Genomic DNA, 18,764 nt, shown 5'->3' with positions numbered 1-18,764 from the left:
TTTCATTTAGAATCATTTCATTTGAAAGTAACCCGTCCCGAAGTAACCGGAGGTGCCCGATGGGCAGTGTTGGTTTGCTTTACGTGGGAGCCGTCCTCTTCGTCAACGGACTGATGCTGCTCGGCACGGTTCCCGTTCGATCCGCCTCGGTCCTCAACCTCTTCGTCGGCGCACTTCAATGCGTCGTCCCCACCGTCATGTTGATTCAGGCGCAGGGAGATTCGAGCGCCGTCCTGGCGGCCTCGGGGCTCTACCTGTTCGGCTTCACCTATCTCTACGTGGGAATCAGCAATCTCGCCGGCTTCGAACCGGAAGGAATCGGGTGGTTCTCGCTGTTCGTCGCGTGCGCCGCACTCGTGTATTCCTTCCTTTCGTTCACGGTGAGCAACGACCCGGTGTTCGGAGTCATCTGGCTCGCCTGGGCGGCGCTGTGGACGCTGTTCTTCCTGGTACTCGGCCTCGGCCGCGAAAACCTCAGCCGCTTCACCGGCTGGGCCGCGATCCTTCTGAGCCAGCCCACCTGCACGGTTCCTGCCTTCCTGATCCTGACCGGCAACTTCCACACCACGCCAGCGGTCGCCGCCGGCTGGGCCGGAGCACTTCTGGTTCTCCTGGGGCTTGCCAAGATCCTTGCCGCACCCAAAGCCGCAGTACCCCAACCCCGTCCAGTCTTCAACTGATCCACACAACCAAGGAGTGAAAGACAATGCGACACGGTGACATCTCCTCGAGCAACGACACAGTCGGCGTAGCGGTCGTCAACTACAAGATGCCCCGCCTGCACGATCGCGCCGGCGTCCTCGAGAACGCCCGCAAGATCGCCGACATGATGATCGGCATGAAGACCGGCCTCCCCGGAATGGACCTGGTGGTCTTTCCCGAATACTCCACTCAGGGAATCATGTACAACGAGGAGGAGATGTACGCGACTGCGGCCACCATCCCGGGCGACGAGACCGCGATCTTCTCCGCCGCGTGCCGCGAAGCCGACACGTGGGGGATCTTCTCCATCACCGGTGAACAGCACGAGGACCATCCGAACAAGCCCCCGTACAACACGTTGATCCTCATCGACAACAAGGGCGAAATCGTTCAGAGGTACCGAAAGATCCTGCCCTGGTGCCCCATCGAAGGGTGGTACCCGGGAGACACGACGTATGTCACGGAAGGACCGAAGGGTCTGAAGATCTCGCTCATCATCTGCGACGACGGCAACTACCCGGAGATCTGGCGCGACTGCGCAATGAAGGGCGCCGAGCTGATCGTCCGCTGCCAGGGATACATGTACCCGGCCAAGGACCAGCAGGTGATGATGTCCAAGGCAATGGCCTGGGCCAACAATTGTTATGTGGCAGTTGCCAATGCGGCCGGATTCGACGGCGTCTACTCCTACTTCGGGCACTCCGCGATCATCGGATTCGACGGTCGGACGCTGGGTGAGACCGGCGAGGAGGAATACGGAATCCAGTACGCGCAGCTGTCCGTCTCGGCCATTCGTGACGCACGCGAGAACGACCAATCCCAGAACCACATCTTCAAGCTCCTCCACCGGGGCTACTCCGGAGTCCACGCAGCCGGCGACGGAGACAAGGGCGTCGCGGACTGCCCGTTCGAGTTCTACAAGCTGTGGGTCACCGATGCGCAGAAGGCTCAGGAACGCGTCGAGGCCATCACACGAGACACCGTGGGCGTCGCGGATTGCCGCGTCGGAAATCTCCCGGTCGAGAAGACCGTCGAAGCGTAAGGATCCTGCTGTGCCGTATATCACCGACATGCTCCACGACCGGAACAGTGCAGCAACACCACCGGCCGAGGAACGATCCGAACCCGTACCGGTCGGGGCCTTCGACGCGCGGAGGCTCTCGAAAGCCCTGAGTTCCAAGATCGTCGGACAACAGGCCGCCGTCGACGCCGTGGTTCGTGCGATTTCGATCGCGCATGTCGGTGCCACGGATCCGACGCGTCCACTCGCCAATATCCTTCTGGTCGGCCCCACCGGCGTCGGCAAGACGGAGTTGGTGCGGCGCGTGGCCGCGGAACTGCGGTCGGGGCCCGACGATCTGTGCCGCATCGACATGAATGCTCTGGCGCAAGAGCATTATGCGGCGTCGTTTTCCGGGGCCCCGCCCGGATACGCCGGCAGCAAGGAGTCCTTCACACTGTTCGACAAGAACACCGTCGAGGGCGATCCGTACACCCCCGGAATCGTCCTGTTCGACGAAGTGGAGAAGGCGGACCCCACCGTGCTGCGTGCGCTACTGCAGGTCCTCGACAACGGCGAACTCAGGTTGGCGAACGGTCAGCAGAAGATCTCGTTCCGCAACAGCTACGTGTTCCTGACCTCGAATCTCGGTTCGGCTGCGGTGGCGGAACGTCGACGGTCACACCTGCGGCAGCTCGCCGATCGCGTCCGGATCGATCGACCACGCCATGGCCATCACCTGGTCCAACGCGCGTTGGAGAAGTTCTTCGACCCCGAGTTCTTCAACCGCATCGACGAAACCGTGATCCTCGACGAGTTCGACGACCAGACCGCGGAACAGGTGACCCGGCTCGAGATCGACCTGATCACGACTCGGCTGGCCCGGAGAGGCATCGACGTCGAGGTGGACGACAGCGCCGTCGCTCTCCTGCAGCGACGCGGATTCGATCCGGTGTACGGCGCACGCGGTCTGCGTCGGACCATCCGGAACGTCCTGGCCGACCCGGTGGCCGGCGCCGTTCTCGACCTGCGACCGGTCGGGACACAGCCACTCGCCTTGCAGGCCCGGGCAGTTGGTGATCAGATACAGGTAAAGAAAGCCCCATGAGTGCTCGCTCACGTTGCGGATCGAATCCGCAACGTGGGCGACACATTTCAAACATGTCCGCGTAACGCCACCTCCCTAGGTTGGGTGCCTGCACCACAAAGTGCACATGCACAGGCACCCAGGGGAAGTGACGTCATGACAGCAGTGAACGAGCAGGTGTCCGCAGTCGCACCGGACCAGGCGAATCCCGGTCAGAACACCGCACTGAAGGAGACGCTGGAGGACTACACCCTCCGATTCGCGCCACGCAGCTACCGCAAATGGGGAACCGGAGTCGTCGCGACGTCCGCACTCGGTGGAATCGCGTATCTCGCGGACTTCTCGATCGGCGCCAACATCGGCATCTCGTACGGTACCGGCAACGCACTTCTGGGCATTGCAGTCTTTGCCGTGGTCATCATGGCCACCGGCTTCCCGCTCGCCTACTACGCTGCGCGATACAACATCGACCTCGATTTGATCACGCGCGGAAGCGGTTTCGGCTACTACGGCTCGGTCGTCACCAACGTCATCTTTGCGACGTTCACCTTCATCTTCTTCGCCCTCGAAGGTTCCATCATGGCCCAGGGTTTGAAACTGGGGCTCGGGATTCCACTGTCGATCGGATACGCGGTCTCGACGCTGATGGTCATCCCACTGGTCATCTACGGCATGAAGGCCCTGGCAAAACTCCAAGTGTGGACGACGCCTTTGTGGCTCGTCATGATGGTGCTGCCGTTCCTGTATCTGCTGTTCAAGCACCCTGATTCGGTGAGCGCGTTCTTCGCCTTCGGCGGTGAGGACGGCGCAAACGGCAAGGGTGTCAACTTCGGCTCGGTGATGTTGGCTGCGGGTGTCTGCCTGTCGCTGATCGCGCAGATCGCCGAGCAGATCGATTACTTGCGCTTCATGCCGCCCAAGACACCGGAGAACACCCGTCGTTGTTGGGCTGCAGTAATTCTCGCCGGGCCCGGCTGGGTCATCTTCGGCGCGTTCAAGCAGATCGTCGGACTGTTCCTCGCCGTGTACATCATCGCGAACGTCGTCGACGGTTCCTCGATCGCCAACCAGCCCGTGCACCAATTCCTCGAGATCTATCAGGACATGATGCCGCACTGGCTGGCCATGACCCTTGCCGTGATCCTCGTGGTCATCAGCCAGATCAAGATCAACGTCACCAACGCGTACTCCGGCTCACTGGCCTGGACCAACTCGTACACCCGCGTCACCAAGACCTACCCGGGACGCATGATCTTCGTACTGGTCAACCTGGCGATCGCACTGATCTTGATGGAAGCCAACATGTTCGACTTCCTCAACACGATCCTGGGCTTCTACGCCAACTGCGGTATCGCCTGGGTCGTGGTCGTCGCCTCTGACATCGCGATCAACAAGTACTGGTTGAAGCTCTCCCCGAAGGTCCCCGAATTCCGACGCGGGATGCTCTACGACGTCAACCCCGTCGGCTTCGTGTCGATGCTGCTGGCTGCAGGAGTTTCGATCCTGGTGTTCTTCGGTGCTTTCGGTTCGACGATCAAGCCGTTCTCCCCGATCGTCGCGATCGTCATCGCGCTGGTGATGCCGCCGGTCCTCGCCGTCGCCACCAAGGGCAAGTACTACCTACGACGCACCGACGACGGCATCGATCTGCCGATGTTCGACGAGTACGGAAACCCCTCCGGTGAAACGCTTTTGTGCTGCGTCAGCGGAATCGAGTTCGAGCGTCCCGACATGCTCGCGTCGAACGTTTCCGGCCCGAACGGCGAGAAGCAGTACATCAGTTCCTTGGCGCTGAGCACCGACAAGACCGGTGAGCACGTCCTGCCGGCTCAGCCCTGACCACTGCTGTGCGCCTTTATTAACCGCCGGGGGTTGATAAAGGCGCACAGCAGGTTATTTCCCTACATCGTCGAGCGACTCACCCTTGGTCTCACGCATGACCAGCAGCGCGACAAAAGTCAACGTCGCCGCCACGAGGAGATAGATGCCGACCCAGCCGACGCCGTAGTTCTTCGCGAGGTAGACGGCGATGAACGGCGCCACCGCAGCGCCCAGAATGCTGGCGGTGTTGTACGCGATTCCCGAGCCCGTGTAGCGGACGTTGGTCGGGAAGAGTTCCGGGAGAACGGCACTCATCGGGCCGAAGGTCAGACCCATGAGCAACATGCCCACGATGAGGAACGCCAACATGCGGCCGTCGTTCATTCCGTCCGGTTCGAGGAAGACACCGAAGGTCAAGCCGAACACCATGATCAGACCGGTGATGATCAGCAGTGTGATACGACGCCCGTACCGGTCGGCGAGCCAACCCGAGACCGGCACGGCGGCAGCGAAGAACACGACTGCGATGAGCTGCAGGACAAGGAAATCGGTGTACTTGAAGCCTGCGCCCGTTCCGCCGTCGGCCGGCGTCTTGCCGGTTCCGTGGCTGAGAACCCAGGTGGTCATGATGTAGAACAGCGTGTACGTCGCGAGCATCACGAACGTACCGATGATCAGCTGACGCCAGCTGGTCTTGAACACCTCGGCAACCGGAGTCTTGACCTTCTCGCCGCGCTCGACTGCACGCGCGAACACCGGAGTTTCCTCGAGCTTGAGCCGAACGTACAGGCCGATCATCACCATGATTGCGCTGAGCAGGAACGGAATTCGCCATCCCCAGCTCAGGAAGGCACCTTCGAGGTCCGGGCTGGAATTGTCGTGGTTCATGAACAACGTGATGATCAGGAACAGGCCGTTGGCCATGAAGAAGCCGATGGGCGCTCCGAGTTGCGGCCACATCGCCGCCCAGGCCCGCTTGCCTTCCTTGGCCGTCTCGGTCGCGAGTAGAGCCGCACCCGACCATTCACCGCCGAGCCCGAGACCCTGGCAGAAACGCATGAGCGCCAACAACGCCGGGGCCAGCAGACCGATCTGGTGATAGGTGGGCAACAGACCGATGAGGAAGGTCGCGATGCCCATCGTCAGCAACGAGCCGACCAGAGTTGCCTTGCGCCCGACGCGGTCACCGAAGTGCCCGAAGAGGATCGAGCCGAGGGGACGAGCGACGAACGCGAGTCCGAACGTCGCCAACGAGGCGAGAAGCGCGGTGGTGTCGTTGCCCTTCGGGAAGAACAGGTGCGGGAACACCGATACCGCCGCTGTTGCATAGATGTAGAAGTCGTAGAACTCGATGGACGTACCCACCATGCTGGCGACCACGATGCGGCTACGCGGCACTCCGGCGACGGTATCTGCGTCGCCGCCCTCGGGCTTGGGTGGGTTCTCACTGACTGACGTGCTCAAAGCATGCTCCTGCGCCGATATACGAAAGATGTCCAATTGGTGGGATCCTGTCCCAATCAGTAGGAATTGAACACCCGCGGGGTTTTCCGGCGCAAATTCGGTTCGCGGATTCGGCTCAGCGGGCGATCCGCGATAAAATCCCGTAAAGGTGAGCCGGGAAGTCTGGTCGGCACGTGCATTCGATGCTTTACAACGTCGATCACGTTCATGTCTGTTGCATCCGAACTCGGGTGCACGAACAAAGGTCGTCCCCACGCGTGATCTCCACTTTGCGTTCCGAACTGTCCCGCTATCTCCGCACCGAAACGGTGGGCGGATCGATACTCCTCATCGCCGCTGCTGTCGCTCTGATCTGGGTGAACTCACCTTTCGGTGAGAGCTACATCGCTCTGCGCGACTTCCAGATCGGCCCGTCTGCACTCCATCTGGACCTCAGCCTGGGCACCTGGGCGCAAGACGGACTGCTTGCCGTCTTCTTCTTCGTCGCCGGCCTCGAACTCAAACGCGAACTGGTGGTCGGCGAACTCGCGGACCGCAAAGCCGCGATGCTCCCGATCATCGCGGCGTGCGGCGGCGTCCTGGTCCCCGCGATCATCGCGGCGTCCATCGGTTTCGGCACGCCAGGCATGGACAAGGGCTGGGCCATTCCCGTCGCGACGGACATCGCTTTCGCCCTCGGCGTGCTCGCACTCACCGGCTCGAAGATCCCCGCGAGCGCCCGAGTCTTCCTGCTCAGCCTGGCCGTCGTCGACGATCTGCTCGCCATCATCCTCATCGCCGTACTGTTCACCGGTTCCCTCGCGATGTTGTGGCTGTTGACCGCGGCCGCAGCCCTCGCTGTCTACGCCTACGCCCAACACAAACGCATCACGACGCCGTTCCTCTACGTTCCACTGGCACTTCTGACCTGGTACGCGATGCACGAAGCGGGGATACACGCCACACTCGCGGGCGTCGCGCTCGGCTTACTCACCCGGGTCAGGCGCGATCCGGACGAGGAATACGCGCCCGGTAGCCGTCTCGAGCACCGCATTCAGCCTTACTCCGCAGGCTTCTGCGTCCCCGTCTTCGCACTGTTCGCCTCCGGTGTTCCGATCAACGCGGCTGTACTCGGCGACATTTTCACCGACCCCGTCGGGCAATCGGTTGTCGTCGGCCTTCTGGTCGGCAAAACCGTCGGAATCTTCGGAATTTCCCTGCTCGCGATCAAATTGGGGATAGCAACCAAACCCAAGACACTGGAATTGAGAGACATGTTTGCCCTCTCAGTTCTCGGTGGCATCGGGTTCACCGTTAGCCTGCTTGTAGCAGACCTCGCATTGGACGGGGTCGGCGATGGCAGCGAGGCCGAGATAGCGAAGGCCGCAGTTCTCGTGACATCGTTGGTGGCATCGCTGATCGGATCAGCGCTGCTGTGGCGACGTGGACGGGTCCATGCGGCTCGAGACGACGCTTCCACCGCCATTGCCACGGACGCGAGAGAACTACCTGGAGAGGTCGACAAGTGAGCTTGACCAACGGAGAGAGCCAGCGCTTCACCGGAGATGGAGTACCGAACACGGTCTCGTCCATCCCTCTCACCGATGTGGACGCCCGCACGCCGGGCGAGGCCACCATCGGGGCCCTCGTCAAGGACGCGACCGCACAGGTCTCCACCCTCGTGCGCGCCGAGGTCGAACTTGCCAAGGCCGAGGTGACAGGCGAGGTCAAGAAGGGTCTGCAGGGCAGCGTCTTCTTCATCCTGGCCTTCACGGTTCTGCTGTTCAGCTCGTTCTTCTTCTTTTTCTTCCTGGCCGAGATGCTCGACACCTGGGTGCCGCGCTGGCTGGCGTTCCTCATCGTCTTCCTGATCATGGTGGTGACCACCGCGATTCTGGCGCTGCTCGGTTATCTGCGAGTACGCAAGCTGAGGGCTCCGGAGAAGACGATCGAATCGCTCAAGCAGGCCAAGAACGTCATCCCCGGCAGCCATGACGACGCAAAGCCGTCTGTCGATTTCAACGCGCGCCGGTAGCGAGTCTGATCGAAAGTGGCAGCCCCAGATCCATCCACCGTCAGGTTCGACGGCCCCTGGATTCACCGGGACATTCACGCCAACGGCATCCGGTTTCACGTCGTCGAGGTAGGCGACGCGGAGCCGGATGCTCCGTTGGTGGTGCTTCTGCACGGATTCGCTGATTTCTGGTGGTCCTGGCGCCATCAATTGACGGCACTGTCCGAGCAGGGCTTCCGCGTCGTCGCGATGGATCTTCGTGGGTACGGCGATTCCGACAAGCCCCCTCGCGGCTACGACGGTTGGACGCTCGCCGGCGACGTAGCCGGTCTCATTCGTGCGATGGGGTACGGCAAGGCCACGCTGATCGGTCATGCCGACGGCGGGTTGGTGTGCTGGGCGACCGCGCTCCTGCATCCACGCCTGGTGCGATCGATCGCGCTGATCTCGTCACCACACCCGATGGCGCTCAAGAAAGCCGTCGTGCGCGACCCGTATCAGCGTCGCGCGCTGTTGCCTTCGTTCCTGGCTTACCAGGTGCCGCTGCGCCCCGAGCGACGGCTGACGGCCGACAACGGCGCCGAAGTGGAGCGTCTGGTTCGCTCGCGGTCCGGCCCCACCTGGCCGCAACAACCCGAATTCGCGGACGCCATGAGCAAGATGCGGTCCGCGATCCGGATTCCGGGCGTCGCACATTCCACGCTGGAGTACCAGCGTTGGGCCTTCCGCAGCCAGCTCCGCCCCGAGGGCCGACGTTTCATGCGTTTGATGGATCAGGTTCTTCGCATTCCGATCGTCCAGATTCACGGCGAGCTCGACCCGTACGTGCTCACCCGTACCGTGCGACGCGACAAGCACTGGGCTCCCGGCGAGAAACTGCGCACCATTGCCGGAGTCGGCCATTACGCGCATCAGGAAGCCCCCGAGCGCGTCAACCGCGAACTCGGGGACTTCCTCAACGAGAACTGACCGCTACGAGACCTGATCGCTACAGAATGCAGGCGCCTGTCGGCACGGGCGTCGAGGCCGACGCAGCTGCGTTCAACTGGCGCGAGACTTCCTGGGCGGTGAGGACGAATCCGGTGTCGCTGTCGTCGACGGCAGCACCGAACACGACGCCGAGGACCCGCCCCTGATCGTCGACCATCGGCCCACCGGAGTTGCCCTGCCTGATGGATCCGCGGACGGTGTAGACCTCACGTTGAGTGGTTCCGGCCTTGTAGATGTCCGGTCCGTTCAGGTTCAGAACCTCACGAACGCGGGCTGCGCTGGCCGTGTACGGACCGCCGCCGGGGTAACCGAGCACCAACGCGTTGTCTCCGGTCTGAGCCTGCTCCGGAGCAAACGGCAGCACCGGTGCGTCCAATCCCGGAACCGCCAGAATCGCGATGTCGACGGCGGAGTCGAAGAGAACCACCTGCGCGGGCAGTGCGCCCTCCATGGTGTCCACCGTGATGCTCTCGGTTCCGGCCACCACGTGGGCGTTGGTCATGACGCGTTCGGGGGCGACGATGAATCCGGATCCCTCGAGCGCGCGCTGGCAACTCGGTGCGACGCCGTTGATGCGTAGAACACTCGGGCGCAGCTGCGCAGCCAACGGACTGGCCAGAACGCTCGCGTCGGGTGCTTCGACCTCGGTGATGGGCGTGCGCCCGAACGGGCCGATGACGTCCGGCAGGCCGGAGGTGTCGAGCAACGCCGAGAACTCGGTCGGGATGCGGCGCAGCCACTGCGGCGCCAGTTCGTCCACACTGGCGAGAACGTCCGAACCACGAACAGCGGCGGCAATATTCGGCTGCGACGAGGAAGTAAGCGGAATCGCGAGCAACCACGCCGCGACCACGACAGCCACCGCCTGTAGACCCGCACCGATGACGCTGTCGACGGATCGGGCCGTCGGACTGTGCATTCCGCTGCGCGCCGCGCGGCCGAGCACCATGCCGGCGACTTCGCCGATGATGACCAACACCACGATCAGCGAGATGCCCGCGAGGATGCGCAGCTTGCCTTCGGTGACGTGCACGAGCAGGTGTGGCGCCAACAAAATTCCGGCGACGGCGCCGAGTATCACGCCGACGAACGCCAACGCCGACGCCACCGCGCCCTGACGCCATCCGGACGTGGCCGCGATGAGGGCGACCAGAACGATGGCGATGTCCACCCAACGAGAACCTGTCATCGCGGCACCGCCGAATCCTCGACACCTTCACCGAACTCGGACAGCGCTGTGTCCAGGTCTCTCACGTCCTCGTAGTTCCACGGAATCTCCCAGCCCGACACCGTGAACAGCGCCGCGAGGATTCCTGCTGTGAACCCCCAGACCAGCATGCCGTCGGCGCGGAACGCCGGGCCCTGGTATCCGAGGGGGTGGCGAACCTGAAACCGGTTGTCGGGGTCGAGCAACGTGCGCAGCGGCACCCTGGCCACCCGTCCGACCTCGCCTTCGTCCTGAATGCCCACCGCCGTCGGCTGCTCCCAGTAGCCGAGCACCGGCGTCACGTCGAAACCCGACGGCGGGATGAAGATCTCCGGCAGCACGGTGAGCGGCTGAACTCCGCTCGGATCGAGCCCGGTCTCCTCCTGCGCTTCACGCAGCGCGGTGCCGATGGGGCCGTCGTCGCCCGGATCGGCGGCGCCGCCCGGGAATGCGACCTGTCCGCTGTGCTGACGCATCGTCGACGCACGTTGGGTCAGCAACACGTCTGCGCCCTCGGGCAATCCGCCGACGGCAAGAGGGTCGGCCTCGCGAGGTCCGCCGAAGAGCACGAGCACCGCGGCCGGACGCGTCACGGTGCCGCGCGGCGCGCGACGCTCGAGGACGGGGTTGATCCGGTGGGGATCGGTGGGTTGATTGTCGGCGACAGCACGCAACCACTCGGGAACCGGTGTACTCATACGACGACTCCCAGATATTGCGCCGCAGCGGCGGCGATTTCGTCCGCACTGCGGAAGGGTTGGGGCAAGACCTTGGCGACCGTTCCATCAGCGCGCACGAGCACCGAGACAGGCAGCACCGGCGGTGCGCCCACCGCGATCCGCACCTTGCCGTCACCGTCCTGTACGCCGGGCAAACGCACCGAGTAGTCGATGAGTCGCGTCAAAGCGTTCTCCTGATTCGGATCCGAGTGCACAGTCAGCACGTTGATGCTGCCGTCGGCGCGCTCCGCGAATTCCTGAAGGTACGGAAGCTCTTCGGCGCACGGCGCGCACCAGTACGCCCACAGGTTGAGAAGAGTCGGTTTTCCGCCCACCGCTGCGGCAAGGTCGACGGGCGCTCCGTCGGACACGCAGTCGAGGGTGATTCCGGCGAGAGCGGAGCCGGCAGGCGCTTCACCGGTCGGAGTCGGGCAGGGGGCCAGAGCCGCCTGGCTACGGAGTTGATCGAGCGATTCCGACGACGGAGTGAACGTCGGCGGCTGATACGCCGACGACGACGGACCTGTCGAGGTGGGCGTCGTGTCGTCTCCCCCGCGCGGCCAGATCGCCACGACGAGAGCCGCGACGACCACGAGCGCAGCGAGAGACCATCTTCCAGCACTTGTCATCGGCGATCACAACCCTGCCAGGGCGAGCAGATGATCGGTCTCGGGGCCTTTCACCAGGGCCGCGGCCTCGGTTTTGTCGGTCGGGCCGAGCCCGTACGACGGGCAGTCCTTGGCCAGTACGCACACACCGCACGCGGGCTTGCGCGCGTGGCAGACCCGTCGGCCGTGAAAGATCACGCGATGCGAGAGCAGTGTCCATTCCTTACGTTCGATCAGTGCCCCGACGGCGTGTTCCACCTTGACGGCATCTTCTTCCTCGGTCCACTTCCACCGCCGCACGAGCCGGCCGAAGTGGGTGTCGACGGTGATTCCCGGAATGTCGAAGGCATTGCCCAGCACGACGTTCGCGGTCTTGCGTCCGATGCCTGGGAGTTTCACGAGATCTTCGAGCTTGTTCGGGACCTGACCGTCGTGGCGTTCGAGTAGTGCCTGACCGAGTCCGATCAACGACGTCGTCTTGTTCCGGTAGAAGCCGGTGGAGCGGATGTACTCCTCGAGTTCCGTCCGATCGGCTTCCGCGTATGCCTTCGCGTCGGGATAACGCGCGAAGAGCGCGGGGGTGACCATGTTGACGCGGACGTCCGTGCACTGCGCCGACAAAATTGTCGCCACTGCCAGTTCCAACGGAGTCGTGAAGTCGAGTTCGCAATACACGTGCGGGAAAGCTACCGCGAGCTCACGATTCATCCGACGCGCCCGGCGTACCAATCCAAGGTGTGATTCTTCCTTCCGCGCACCCCCCGAACGCGGTTTCTTCCGCTGCTCTGAACTGCCTGTCGGGGTGGTCTGCACTCAGACAACTGTACGGATACGACATGAGTGGAGACTCCGTCGTGTCGATTCTGAGACCTTCGACGTGTTTACTTCCCCCTATGCAAGGACTCGCAGTAATTCTCTTTCCGCTACTGCTGATGCTCTTTGCCCTGGCGATGGAACGAGTCGAAGGGCGATTGCGTCGGCTCTCGGTTCAAGAGCACGAAGTAGAAGACTTCCTCGATCAGGCAAGTCACGACGATGTCGCCCGCCTGGCAAGCGATGGGTTTCCCCATGCTTTCGCCCGCTTCCACCGGAAGCGGAAGGGCCGTCAGTCGGAGGCTCCCGAGAGCGCCAGCCTGGGCGAAATCCGGACACAACGGGCAAGTTGACGGCCATACAAAGTAGTCACCGCAGCGGATTCCGGAAGAATTTTCGGCTCTTACGTGGCATCAATCACTCGCCGCGAGCTATCGGGACGTAGACTTCGATGCCGTACCTGTTGCATTGAACACAGATTGCATTGGACACAGTGTCTCACTCATGAGGGCTGAGCCTGTGTGCGACGGTTTGTGCGCAGCACGGGTACAAAGATAGATAGCGCAAAAATGACACCACAAACGAACAAATCCCAACAAGGAGCGCACGTGGACGACGTCCTGGCAAGAGCCGGCATCTTCCAAGGAGTCGAGCCCTCAGCGGTAGCGGCGCTGACAAAGCAGCTGCAGCCCGTCGACTTCCCCCGTGGACATGTCATCTTCAACGAAGGTGAGCCCGGTGACCGCCTGTACATCATCGTGTCCGGCAAGGTGAAGATCGGTCGACGCTCACCCGACGGTCGCGAGAACCTGCTGACGATCATGGGCCCGTCCGACATGTTCGGCGAACTGTCCATCTTCGACCCCGGCCCCCGCACCTCGACGGCGACGACCGTCACCGAGGTTCGCGCCGTGAGCATGGATCGCGACGCTCTCAAGGCATGGATCCAGCAGCGCCCCGAGATCGCCGAGCAGCTGCTGCGCGTTCTCGCCCGCCGACTGCGTCGTACCAACAACACCCTGGCCGACCTGATCTTCACGGACGTTCCCGGCCGTGTCGCCAAGGCGCTCCTGCAGCTCGCGCAGCGCTTCGGCACTCAGGAAGGTGGCGCCCTGCGCGTCACTCACGACCTCACACAGGAAGAGATCGCCCAGCTCGTCGGCGCTTCCCGCGAGACCGTCAACAAGGCGCTCGCCGATTTCGCACACCGCGGATGGCTGCGCCTCGAAGGCAAGAGCGTTCTGATCTCGGATTCCGAGCGTCTGGCTCGTCGCGCGCGCTAGTTTCTTCCTTCTCGACTCTTTCGGCCGCTCCCACTTCGGTGGGGGCGGCCGAAGTCATTCCCTGGACTCTCGTTGTACTTATCGGTAAAATCTGTACCGATAGGTACACGTCTGATCGAGAGGCCACGTAATGACCGTCCGAGCACCGATTCCGCCCTTCACCCACGAAACCGCCGTCCAGAAGGTCCGCCTCGCCGAGGACGGATGGAACTCACGCGATCCGCACAAAGTGTCGCTGGCCTACACGCCGGACAGTTGGTGGCGCAATCGGTCCACGTTCGTCATCGGCCGATCCGAGATCGTCGAACTTCTGACCGAGAAGTGGACCCGCGAGCTGGACTACCGCCTGATCAAAGAACTGTGGGCCCACGACGGCGACCGCATCGCGGTTCGATTTGCCTACGAGTGGCACGATCACGACGGGCAGTGGTTCCGCTCCTACGGCAACGAGAACTGGGAGTTCGACTCCGACGGCCTCATGCACCACCGTCATGCCGGCATCAACGACGTCGCCATCGCGGAGAACGACCGAAAGTTCTTCTGGGATTCGACAGGACCACGCCCGCAGGATCATCCAGGCCTGAGCGAGCTGGGCCTGTAATGGAATGGCCCTGTGATGAAAGGATGAATCCATGGCCAGACAGGTAGCTGAACGCTCGGACACGATCCCCGCCCTCGCGAACGTGTTTCGAACCTACGGGTTCGACGGAGCAAGCCTGGCCGTCATCACCGAACACACCGGTTTGGGCAAAGGCAGTCTCTACAACTTCTTTCCCCGAGGGAAGGAAGAGATGGCCGAGGCCGTACTCGACGAGGTCGACGGATGGTTTCGCACCGAAGTCTTCGAACCGCTTCGAGCAGAGTCGGTTCCACCGCGGCAGCGCATCGAGAGCATGTTCGCTACCGTCGCCGACTACTTTCGGTCCGGGCAACGCATTTGCCTGTTCGGCGCATTTGCACTCGGTGAAGAGCGAAACCGCTTCGGCGCCAAAGTTCGAACCTACTTCGACGAATGGACAGCCGCTCTCGCGGCGACACTCGCCGGCGCCGAAGATTCCATCGGACTCGCCGAAGAAGCCGTGGCCGGGATCCAAGGCGCAATCGTGATGTCTCGAGCGCTGGACGACGGTGCCGTATACAGCCGAGTGACGACGAAACTCGAAGATCGACTGATGCAGGCACTCACGCCGTAACGCATACCGCACGACCACAAAGGCATTTGTGCCACGGCATCCACCTGGCATGCTCGACAAGGCACGCACAAGACGAAAGGAACCCATGCTCTCGTCCGAGACGGTGATCGCATCCACAGCTTCGGGGAAGATCCGCGGCCGAAAGCGTGACGGTTCCTACTACTTCGGTGCGATCCCCTATGCCCGCGCGGGGCGTTTCGAGAAACCTCGCCCGGTGGAACCGTTCTCCGACGTCTTCGACGCCACGGCTCTCGGAACGGTGTTCCCCCAACCACCTTCACGTCTCGAACGGATCATGGGACCTCCACTCCCCGAACCGGAGCTCAGCGAGGACAGCTTCACCGTCACGGTCACAACCCCGTCGCTGAACGGTCGCCGCCCGGTGATGGTGTGGCTGCACGGCGGCGGATACTCCAGTGGCGGCGGCTCCCTCCCCTGGTACGACGGCGGGGCTTTGTCAGCCGAGGGCGACGTCGTCGTGGTGTCGGTCAACTATCGCGTCGGTGTGCTCGGATACCTCCTCCTCGACGGCGTCAGCGAAGGCAATCTCGGGGTCCACGATCAGATCGCGGCGCTCGAGTGGGTACGCGAGAACATCGAGGCATTCGGTGGCGACCCCGATTCGGTCACCGTATTCGGGCAGTCGGCCGGCGCTCATTCCATTGTGAATCTGTTGGGCAGTAACAACTCTCGAACTCTGTTCCGTCGAGCAATTCTGCAGAGCACCCCGCGGCCGGACCTCAACTTCACGCAGGCTGCCGCGATCAAGAACGGCGAGACGTTTGCCCGACTGCTCGACGGAGATCCTCGGACCGCGCCACTTTCCCACATCCTCGACGCATTCCGCGGCACGGCAATCGAGTTCAGCCGGCGGTCCCCCAATGTCGTGCAACCGCCCTTCGCACCGATTTCCGAACTGGAACCCGTGACCCGGACCTTCGACGCAGCGCCTGACGTCATCGTGGGATACACCCGCGACGAGGGATCCGCTTTCCTGCGCGACGTGGCGGGAGCACCCGATCCCGAACGCGTCGCCGAAAAAGCACTGACACAGAACATGTTTGCCGAACCGGCGATGGAGCTGGCCGATACCTTCACCGCGGCCGGCGCGTCGGTGTACACGTATCGCTTCGACTGGGCACCGACGGAAGACGTCTTCGGAGCCACCCACTGCATCGAACTACCCTTCGTGTTGGGAACCGAGCAGTCCTGGCAGGGCTCACCGATGCTGGGCAGCAGCGACTGGCAGAGCATCGACGCACTGGGCCGACGGATACGCCGACACTGGACGTCGTTTGCGCACACGGGAAGTCCGGGCAACAGCGAAACGTGGGAGAAGTACACCCCGGCCCAACCGATCGGAATCACCTTCTCCTGAGCAACTTCGGGCGCCTACCCACTCGCCGCAATCCCGTCTAGGATTGCTCCATGGACATGCCCAAGCTCCTCGACGGGCGACTCAAACTCCGCCATCTACTGCTCGTCGACGCGTTGAGCCGTCAGGGCAGTGTGGTCGGTGCCGCTGCTGCACTTCACATCACGCAACCCGTTGCGACTCGTAGTCTGCACGACATCGAGTCCATTCTCGGTGTCTCGCTCTTCGACCGCGGCCCACGCGGAATCACCCCGACCATTTTCGGCGAGGCCTTCACAACTCATGCGCGGGCCGTGATCGCGCAGCTGACCGAAGCCGGGCGGCACGTCGTCGAACTTGCCGACGCCAATCGCGGAACGGTCATCGTGGGAACACATCTCGCCGGATCCAACGTGCTGCTTCCCGGCGCAATCGCACGCCTGAAGGTTCACCACCCGCTGCTCACCGTCGTCGTGCGCGAAGGTACGCCCGAACAGTTGCTCACCGATCTGGAAGCGGGCCGAATCGACCTGATCGTCGGCCGGCTCACCTCACCTACCGATGACACCGCGATACGACGGAACCTCTACGCCGAATCCGTCGAACTCGTCACCCGCGTGGATCACCCGCTCGCTCTTCGTGAGGACGTCCAACTCGAAGAGTTGCGCGGCTTCCCCTGGATCCTGCCCGGGGTCGAGACAGTGCTCCGCCGCGAGCTGGAGGAGTTCTTCGCCCGCAACGGCTTGCCGTTGCCCGAAAATCGGGTCGAGGCAACCTCTTTCCTCACCGTGCGTCAACTGCTGGTCGAGACCGACATGATCGCGGTACTGCCGAGCCTCATCCCCCGCGACGACGCGCGCTTGACCACCCTGTCCATCACACTCGATCCGATCGGGCACAGCGTCGGCATCACATCGTCGGCGACTCGCACGTCGAGTCCGTCCGCTCAGGCCCTCATCGCGACGCTGGAGTCCTTTGCAGCCGAGCTCATGCGACCGTGAAACGCCGATCGGCCCGTTCCCTCCAGGGGGAACGGGCCGATCGGATCAATCCGGTACTCAGGCGTTTTCGGAGACGCGAATTTCCTCGTGCTCCAAGCCCCGCGACGAATCGGGGACAATCTTGAACAGGGCGATGGCGCCGACCAGGCTGATCGTGCACACCCCGGCGAGATACCAGGTCACACCCGCCGAAGATCCAGTGGCGTCGAGCAGAGCCGTGGCGATCATCGGCGCCAGTCCACCACCGAGAATCGCACCACTCTGGAGAATCAGAGACGAGCCGGAATAGCGGACCTTGGCCGGGAAGGTGTCGGCGATGATGCTGCCCTGGACACAATGTGTGACCGGAACGATCAGGCCCATACCCAGGAACGCGATGACGGCGACCACTTTGTTCTCGGTGTTGAGGAGCGGGAAGAACACGATGCACCACAACAGGATTGCGGCAGACCCGCCGATGAACATGTGTCGACGCCCGTACTTGTCGGCGATCTTGGTCCAGAACGGGATGGAAAGGAACCACAGGACTGCTGCAGCGGTCACGCTGAGCACCAGGAACTGCTTGTCGTAGCCCAGATGTTGAGTGCCGTACGACAGAGTGAACACCATGAAGGCGTACGCCACGGCGGAGTTCGCCAAGCACGCGGCAAGCGTGAGAGACAAACGGGGGAAGCCGACCTTGAGCGACTCACGCAGCGGGAAGCGAACTATTTCGCCCTTCTCCATGACCCCGGCAAATGACGGAGACTCGGTGACGCGCAGGCGAATCACCAAACCGATCGCCACCAGAACGAAGCTCAGCAGGAAGGGGATTCGCCAACCCCACGACGCGAATGCGGAGTCCGACATCACGGCGTTGGTCGTCAGGAAAATGCCGTTGGCGAGAACCAGTCCGGCAGGTGTGCCCATCTGTGGGAAACCTGCATACAGATTCTTCTGCCCGGCCGGCGCATGCTCCATCGACATGAGTGTCGCGCCGGCGCCTTCACCGCCAAGACCGATGCCCTGAACGACGCGCATGGCCACCAGGAGGACGGGCGCCCAGAACCCGATGGAGTCGTAGTTCGGGATGAGGCCGATGAGTGTGGACCCGACGCCCATCATCACCAGCGAGACCACGAGCGTGGCCTTGCGCCCGATCCGGTCACCGAAGTGCCCGAACACGAGTCCACCTACCGGCCGTGCGATGAACCCGACGGCGAAGGTGCTGAAGGCAGCCAGCGTGCCGGCCGTGGGGCTCAGGCTCGGAAAGAATTGTTTGTTGAAGATCAGCGCGGCGGCTGTGCCGTAGAGGAAGAAGTCGTACCATTCGAGAGTTGTGCCGGCCAGGGTTGCCATGGCAACTCGGCTGCGGGCAGCTTTCTCCGGCAACGGCTTTCCGTCACTCGTCGTGCTGTTGGATATCTTGTCTGACATCGCGGAACCTATCGATTGGATGGGGCAGGCGGACGATGAAATCTGTAGTCACCGACCCCGTCTTCGGGATTGTCGGCATCACGAGCGTCGTCGATCGTTGTGTTTGGAATTGT

19 protein-coding genes are annotated in these 18,764 nt (G+C 62.7%); 13 read left to right on the top strand and 6 right to left on the bottom strand.

What is annotated here, in order from left to right:
- Positions 1–59 precede the first annotated feature (59 nt).
- The 4 genes from I7X09_RS15585 to I7X09_RS15570 all read left to right on the top strand — a co-directional run bounded on the left by I7X09_RS15585 (position 60) and on the right by I7X09_RS15570 (position 4,628).
- Positions 60–680, top strand: a complete 621-nt coding sequence (locus I7X09_RS15585; RefSeq protein ID WP_166813885.1) for an AmiS/UreI family transporter — start codon at positions 60–62, stop codon at positions 678–680.
- Between the two features lie 26 nt (positions 681–706).
- Positions 707–1,744, top strand: coding sequence for an aliphatic amidase (locus I7X09_RS15580; protein WP_095973499.1), 1,038 nt, complete (start codon positions 707–709; stop codon positions 1,742–1,744).
- 10 nt (positions 1,745–1,754) lie between these two features.
- Positions 1,755–2,810 (top strand): AAA family ATPase, encoded by a 1,056-nt coding sequence (locus I7X09_RS15575; protein WP_200312930.1) that lies wholly within the window; start codon positions 1,755–1,757, stop codon positions 2,808–2,810.
- A gap of 135 nt (positions 2,811–2,945) precedes the next feature.
- Positions 2,946–4,628 (top strand): purine-cytosine permease family protein, encoded by a 1,683-nt coding sequence (locus I7X09_RS15570; protein ID WP_200312929.1) that lies wholly within the window; start codon positions 2,946–2,948, stop codon positions 4,626–4,628.
- A 54-nt stretch (positions 4,629–4,682) separates the two neighbouring features.
- Here the strand turns inward: I7X09_RS15570 and I7X09_RS15565 are convergent, their stop codons facing one another.
- Positions 4,683–6,074, bottom strand: a complete 1,392-nt coding sequence (locus I7X09_RS15565) for an MFS transporter (protein WP_200312928.1) — start codon at positions 6,072–6,074, stop codon at positions 4,683–4,685.
- 173 nt (positions 6,075–6,247) lie between these two features.
- Here I7X09_RS15565 and nhaA point away from each other — a divergent pair, with 173 nt between their 5' ends.
- The 3 genes from nhaA to I7X09_RS15550 are packed head-to-tail and all read left to right on the top strand — an operon-like array spanning position 6,248 to position 9,036.
- A complete protein-coding gene (gene nhaA, locus I7X09_RS15560) occupies positions 6,248–7,582 on the top strand; it encodes a Na+/H+ antiporter NhaA (RefSeq protein ID WP_019746626.1) in 1,335 nt (444 codons plus the stop codon).
- Entirely contained in the window at positions 7,579–8,088 is a 510-nt protein-coding gene (locus tag I7X09_RS15555) for a phage holin family protein (RefSeq protein ID WP_007732413.1), read from the top strand. Before nhaA ends, I7X09_RS15555 begins: the two co-directional genes overlap by 4 nt.
- A 15-nt stretch (positions 8,089–8,103) precedes the next feature.
- On the top strand, positions 8,104–9,036 hold the full coding sequence (locus I7X09_RS15550) for an alpha/beta fold hydrolase (protein WP_095973496.1): 933 nt from the start codon (positions 8,104–8,106) through the stop codon (positions 9,034–9,036).
- Between the two features lie 19 nt (positions 9,037–9,055).
- Here the strand turns inward: I7X09_RS15550 and I7X09_RS15545 are convergent, their stop codons facing one another.
- Genes I7X09_RS15545 through nth form a run of 4 tightly spaced genes read right to left on the bottom strand, consistent with a single transcriptional unit; the run spans position 9,056 to position 12,404 of the window.
- The gene (locus I7X09_RS15545) at positions 9,056–10,246 is read right to left on the bottom strand and encodes a MarP family serine protease (RefSeq protein ID WP_019746623.1); all 1,191 of its coding nucleotides are present in this window, start codon (positions 10,244–10,246) and stop codon (positions 9,056–9,058) included.
- Positions 10,243–10,962, bottom strand: coding sequence for an NUDIX hydrolase (locus I7X09_RS15540; protein ID WP_124566758.1), 720 nt, complete (start codon positions 10,960–10,962; stop codon positions 10,243–10,245). Before I7X09_RS15540 ends, I7X09_RS15545 begins: the two co-directional genes overlap by 4 nt.
- Positions 10,959–11,612: a TlpA family protein disulfide reductase gene (locus tag I7X09_RS15535; RefSeq protein ID WP_095973494.1), complete on the bottom strand. Its 654-nt coding sequence runs from the start codon at positions 11,610–11,612 to the stop codon at positions 10,959–10,961. Before I7X09_RS15535 ends, I7X09_RS15540 begins: the two co-directional genes overlap by 4 nt.
- A gap of 6 nt (positions 11,613–11,618) precedes the next feature.
- Positions 11,619–12,404, bottom strand: coding sequence for an endonuclease III (nth, locus tag I7X09_RS15530; protein WP_003943471.1), 786 nt, complete (start codon positions 12,402–12,404; stop codon positions 11,619–11,621).
- Positions 12,405–12,484: 80 nt separating this feature from the next.
- Between nth and I7X09_RS15525 the strand changes: the two genes are divergently transcribed.
- The 6 genes from I7X09_RS15525 to I7X09_RS15500 all read left to right on the top strand — a co-directional run bounded on the left by I7X09_RS15525 (position 12,485) and on the right by I7X09_RS15500 (position 17,235).
- Positions 12,485–12,757 (top strand): hypothetical protein, encoded by a 273-nt coding sequence (locus tag I7X09_RS15525; RefSeq protein WP_019746620.1) that lies wholly within the window; start codon positions 12,485–12,487, stop codon positions 12,755–12,757.
- Positions 12,758–13,012: 255 nt separating this feature from the next.
- Positions 13,013–13,687: a Crp/Fnr family transcriptional regulator gene (locus tag I7X09_RS15520; protein WP_003943506.1), complete on the top strand. Its 675-nt coding sequence runs from the start codon at positions 13,013–13,015 to the stop codon at positions 13,685–13,687.
- A gap of 130 nt (positions 13,688–13,817) precedes the next feature.
- Positions 13,818–14,288, top strand: a complete 471-nt coding sequence (locus I7X09_RS15515) for a nuclear transport factor 2 family protein (RefSeq protein WP_200312927.1) — start codon at positions 13,818–13,820, stop codon at positions 14,286–14,288.
- 31 nt (positions 14,289–14,319) lie between these two features.
- Positions 14,320–14,880 carry a TetR/AcrR family transcriptional regulator gene (locus tag I7X09_RS15510; protein ID WP_200312926.1) on the top strand — a complete coding sequence of 187 codons (561 nt, stop codon included), beginning with the start codon at positions 14,320–14,322 and terminating at the stop codon, positions 14,878–14,880.
- An 85-nt stretch (positions 14,881–14,965) separates the two neighbouring features.
- Positions 14,966–16,258 (top strand): carboxylesterase family protein, encoded by a 1,293-nt coding sequence (locus I7X09_RS15505; protein ID WP_200312925.1) that lies wholly within the window; start codon positions 14,966–14,968, stop codon positions 16,256–16,258.
- A gap of 50 nt (positions 16,259–16,308) precedes the next feature.
- Positions 16,309–17,235, top strand: a complete 927-nt coding sequence (locus I7X09_RS15500; RefSeq protein WP_095973490.1) for a LysR substrate-binding domain-containing protein — start codon at positions 16,309–16,311, stop codon at positions 17,233–17,235.
- A 57-nt stretch (positions 17,236–17,292) separates the two neighbouring features.
- Here the strand turns inward: I7X09_RS15500 and I7X09_RS15495 are convergent, their stop codons facing one another.
- A complete protein-coding gene (locus I7X09_RS15495; RefSeq protein ID WP_095973489.1) occupies positions 17,293–18,651 on the bottom strand; it encodes an MFS transporter in 1,359 nt (452 codons plus the stop codon).
- Positions 18,652–18,764: the final 113 nt, after the last annotated feature.

Source organism: Rhodococcus sp. P-2 (assembly GCF_016598535.1).
GTDB classification, from domain to species: Bacteria; Actinomycetota; Actinomycetes; order Mycobacteriales; family Mycobacteriaceae; genus Rhodococcus_F; species Rhodococcus_F baikonurensis.
This window is presented reverse-complemented; position numbering and strand designations above follow the sequence as displayed.

Excerpts from the sequence above, each read along its gene's own strand:
- I7X09_RS15525 (WP_019746620.1), top strand. The coding sequence starts at position 12,485 with ATGCAAGGACTCGCAGTAATTCTCTTTCCGCTACTGCTGATGCTCTTT.
- I7X09_RS15500 (WP_095973490.1), top strand. The coding sequence starts at position 16,309 with ATGGACATGCCCAAGCTCCTCGACGGGCGACTCAAACTCCGCCATCTA.
- I7X09_RS15510 (WP_200312926.1), top strand. The coding sequence starts at position 14,320 with ATGGCCAGACAGGTAGCTGAACGCTCGGACACGATCCCCGCCCTCGCG.
- I7X09_RS15545 (WP_019746623.1), bottom strand. The coding sequence starts at position 10,246 with ATGACAGGTTCTCGTTGGGTGGACATCGCCATCGTTCTGGTCGCCCTC.
- I7X09_RS15495 (WP_095973489.1), bottom strand. The coding sequence starts at position 18,651 with ATGTCAGACAAGATATCCAACAGCACGACGAGTGACGGAAAGCCGTTG.
- I7X09_RS15580 (WP_095973499.1), top strand. The coding sequence starts at position 707 with ATGCGACACGGTGACATCTCCTCGAGCAACGACACAGTCGGCGTAGCG.
- I7X09_RS15540 (WP_124566758.1), bottom strand. The coding sequence starts at position 10,962 with ATGAGTACACCGGTTCCCGAGTGGTTGCGTGCTGTCGCCGACAATCAA.
- I7X09_RS15515 (WP_200312927.1), top strand. The coding sequence starts at position 13,818 with ATGACCGTCCGAGCACCGATTCCGCCCTTCACCCACGAAACCGCCGTC.
- I7X09_RS15505 (WP_200312925.1), top strand. The coding sequence starts at position 14,966 with ATGCTCTCGTCCGAGACGGTGATCGCATCCACAGCTTCGGGGAAGATC.
- I7X09_RS15570 (WP_200312929.1), top strand. The coding sequence starts at position 2,946 with ATGACAGCAGTGAACGAGCAGGTGTCCGCAGTCGCACCGGACCAGGCG.
- I7X09_RS15585 (WP_166813885.1), top strand. The coding sequence starts at position 60 with ATGGGCAGTGTTGGTTTGCTTTACGTGGGAGCCGTCCTCTTCGTCAAC.
- I7X09_RS15535 (WP_095973494.1), bottom strand. The coding sequence starts at position 11,612 with ATGACAAGTGCTGGAAGATGGTCTCTCGCTGCGCTCGTGGTCGTCGCG.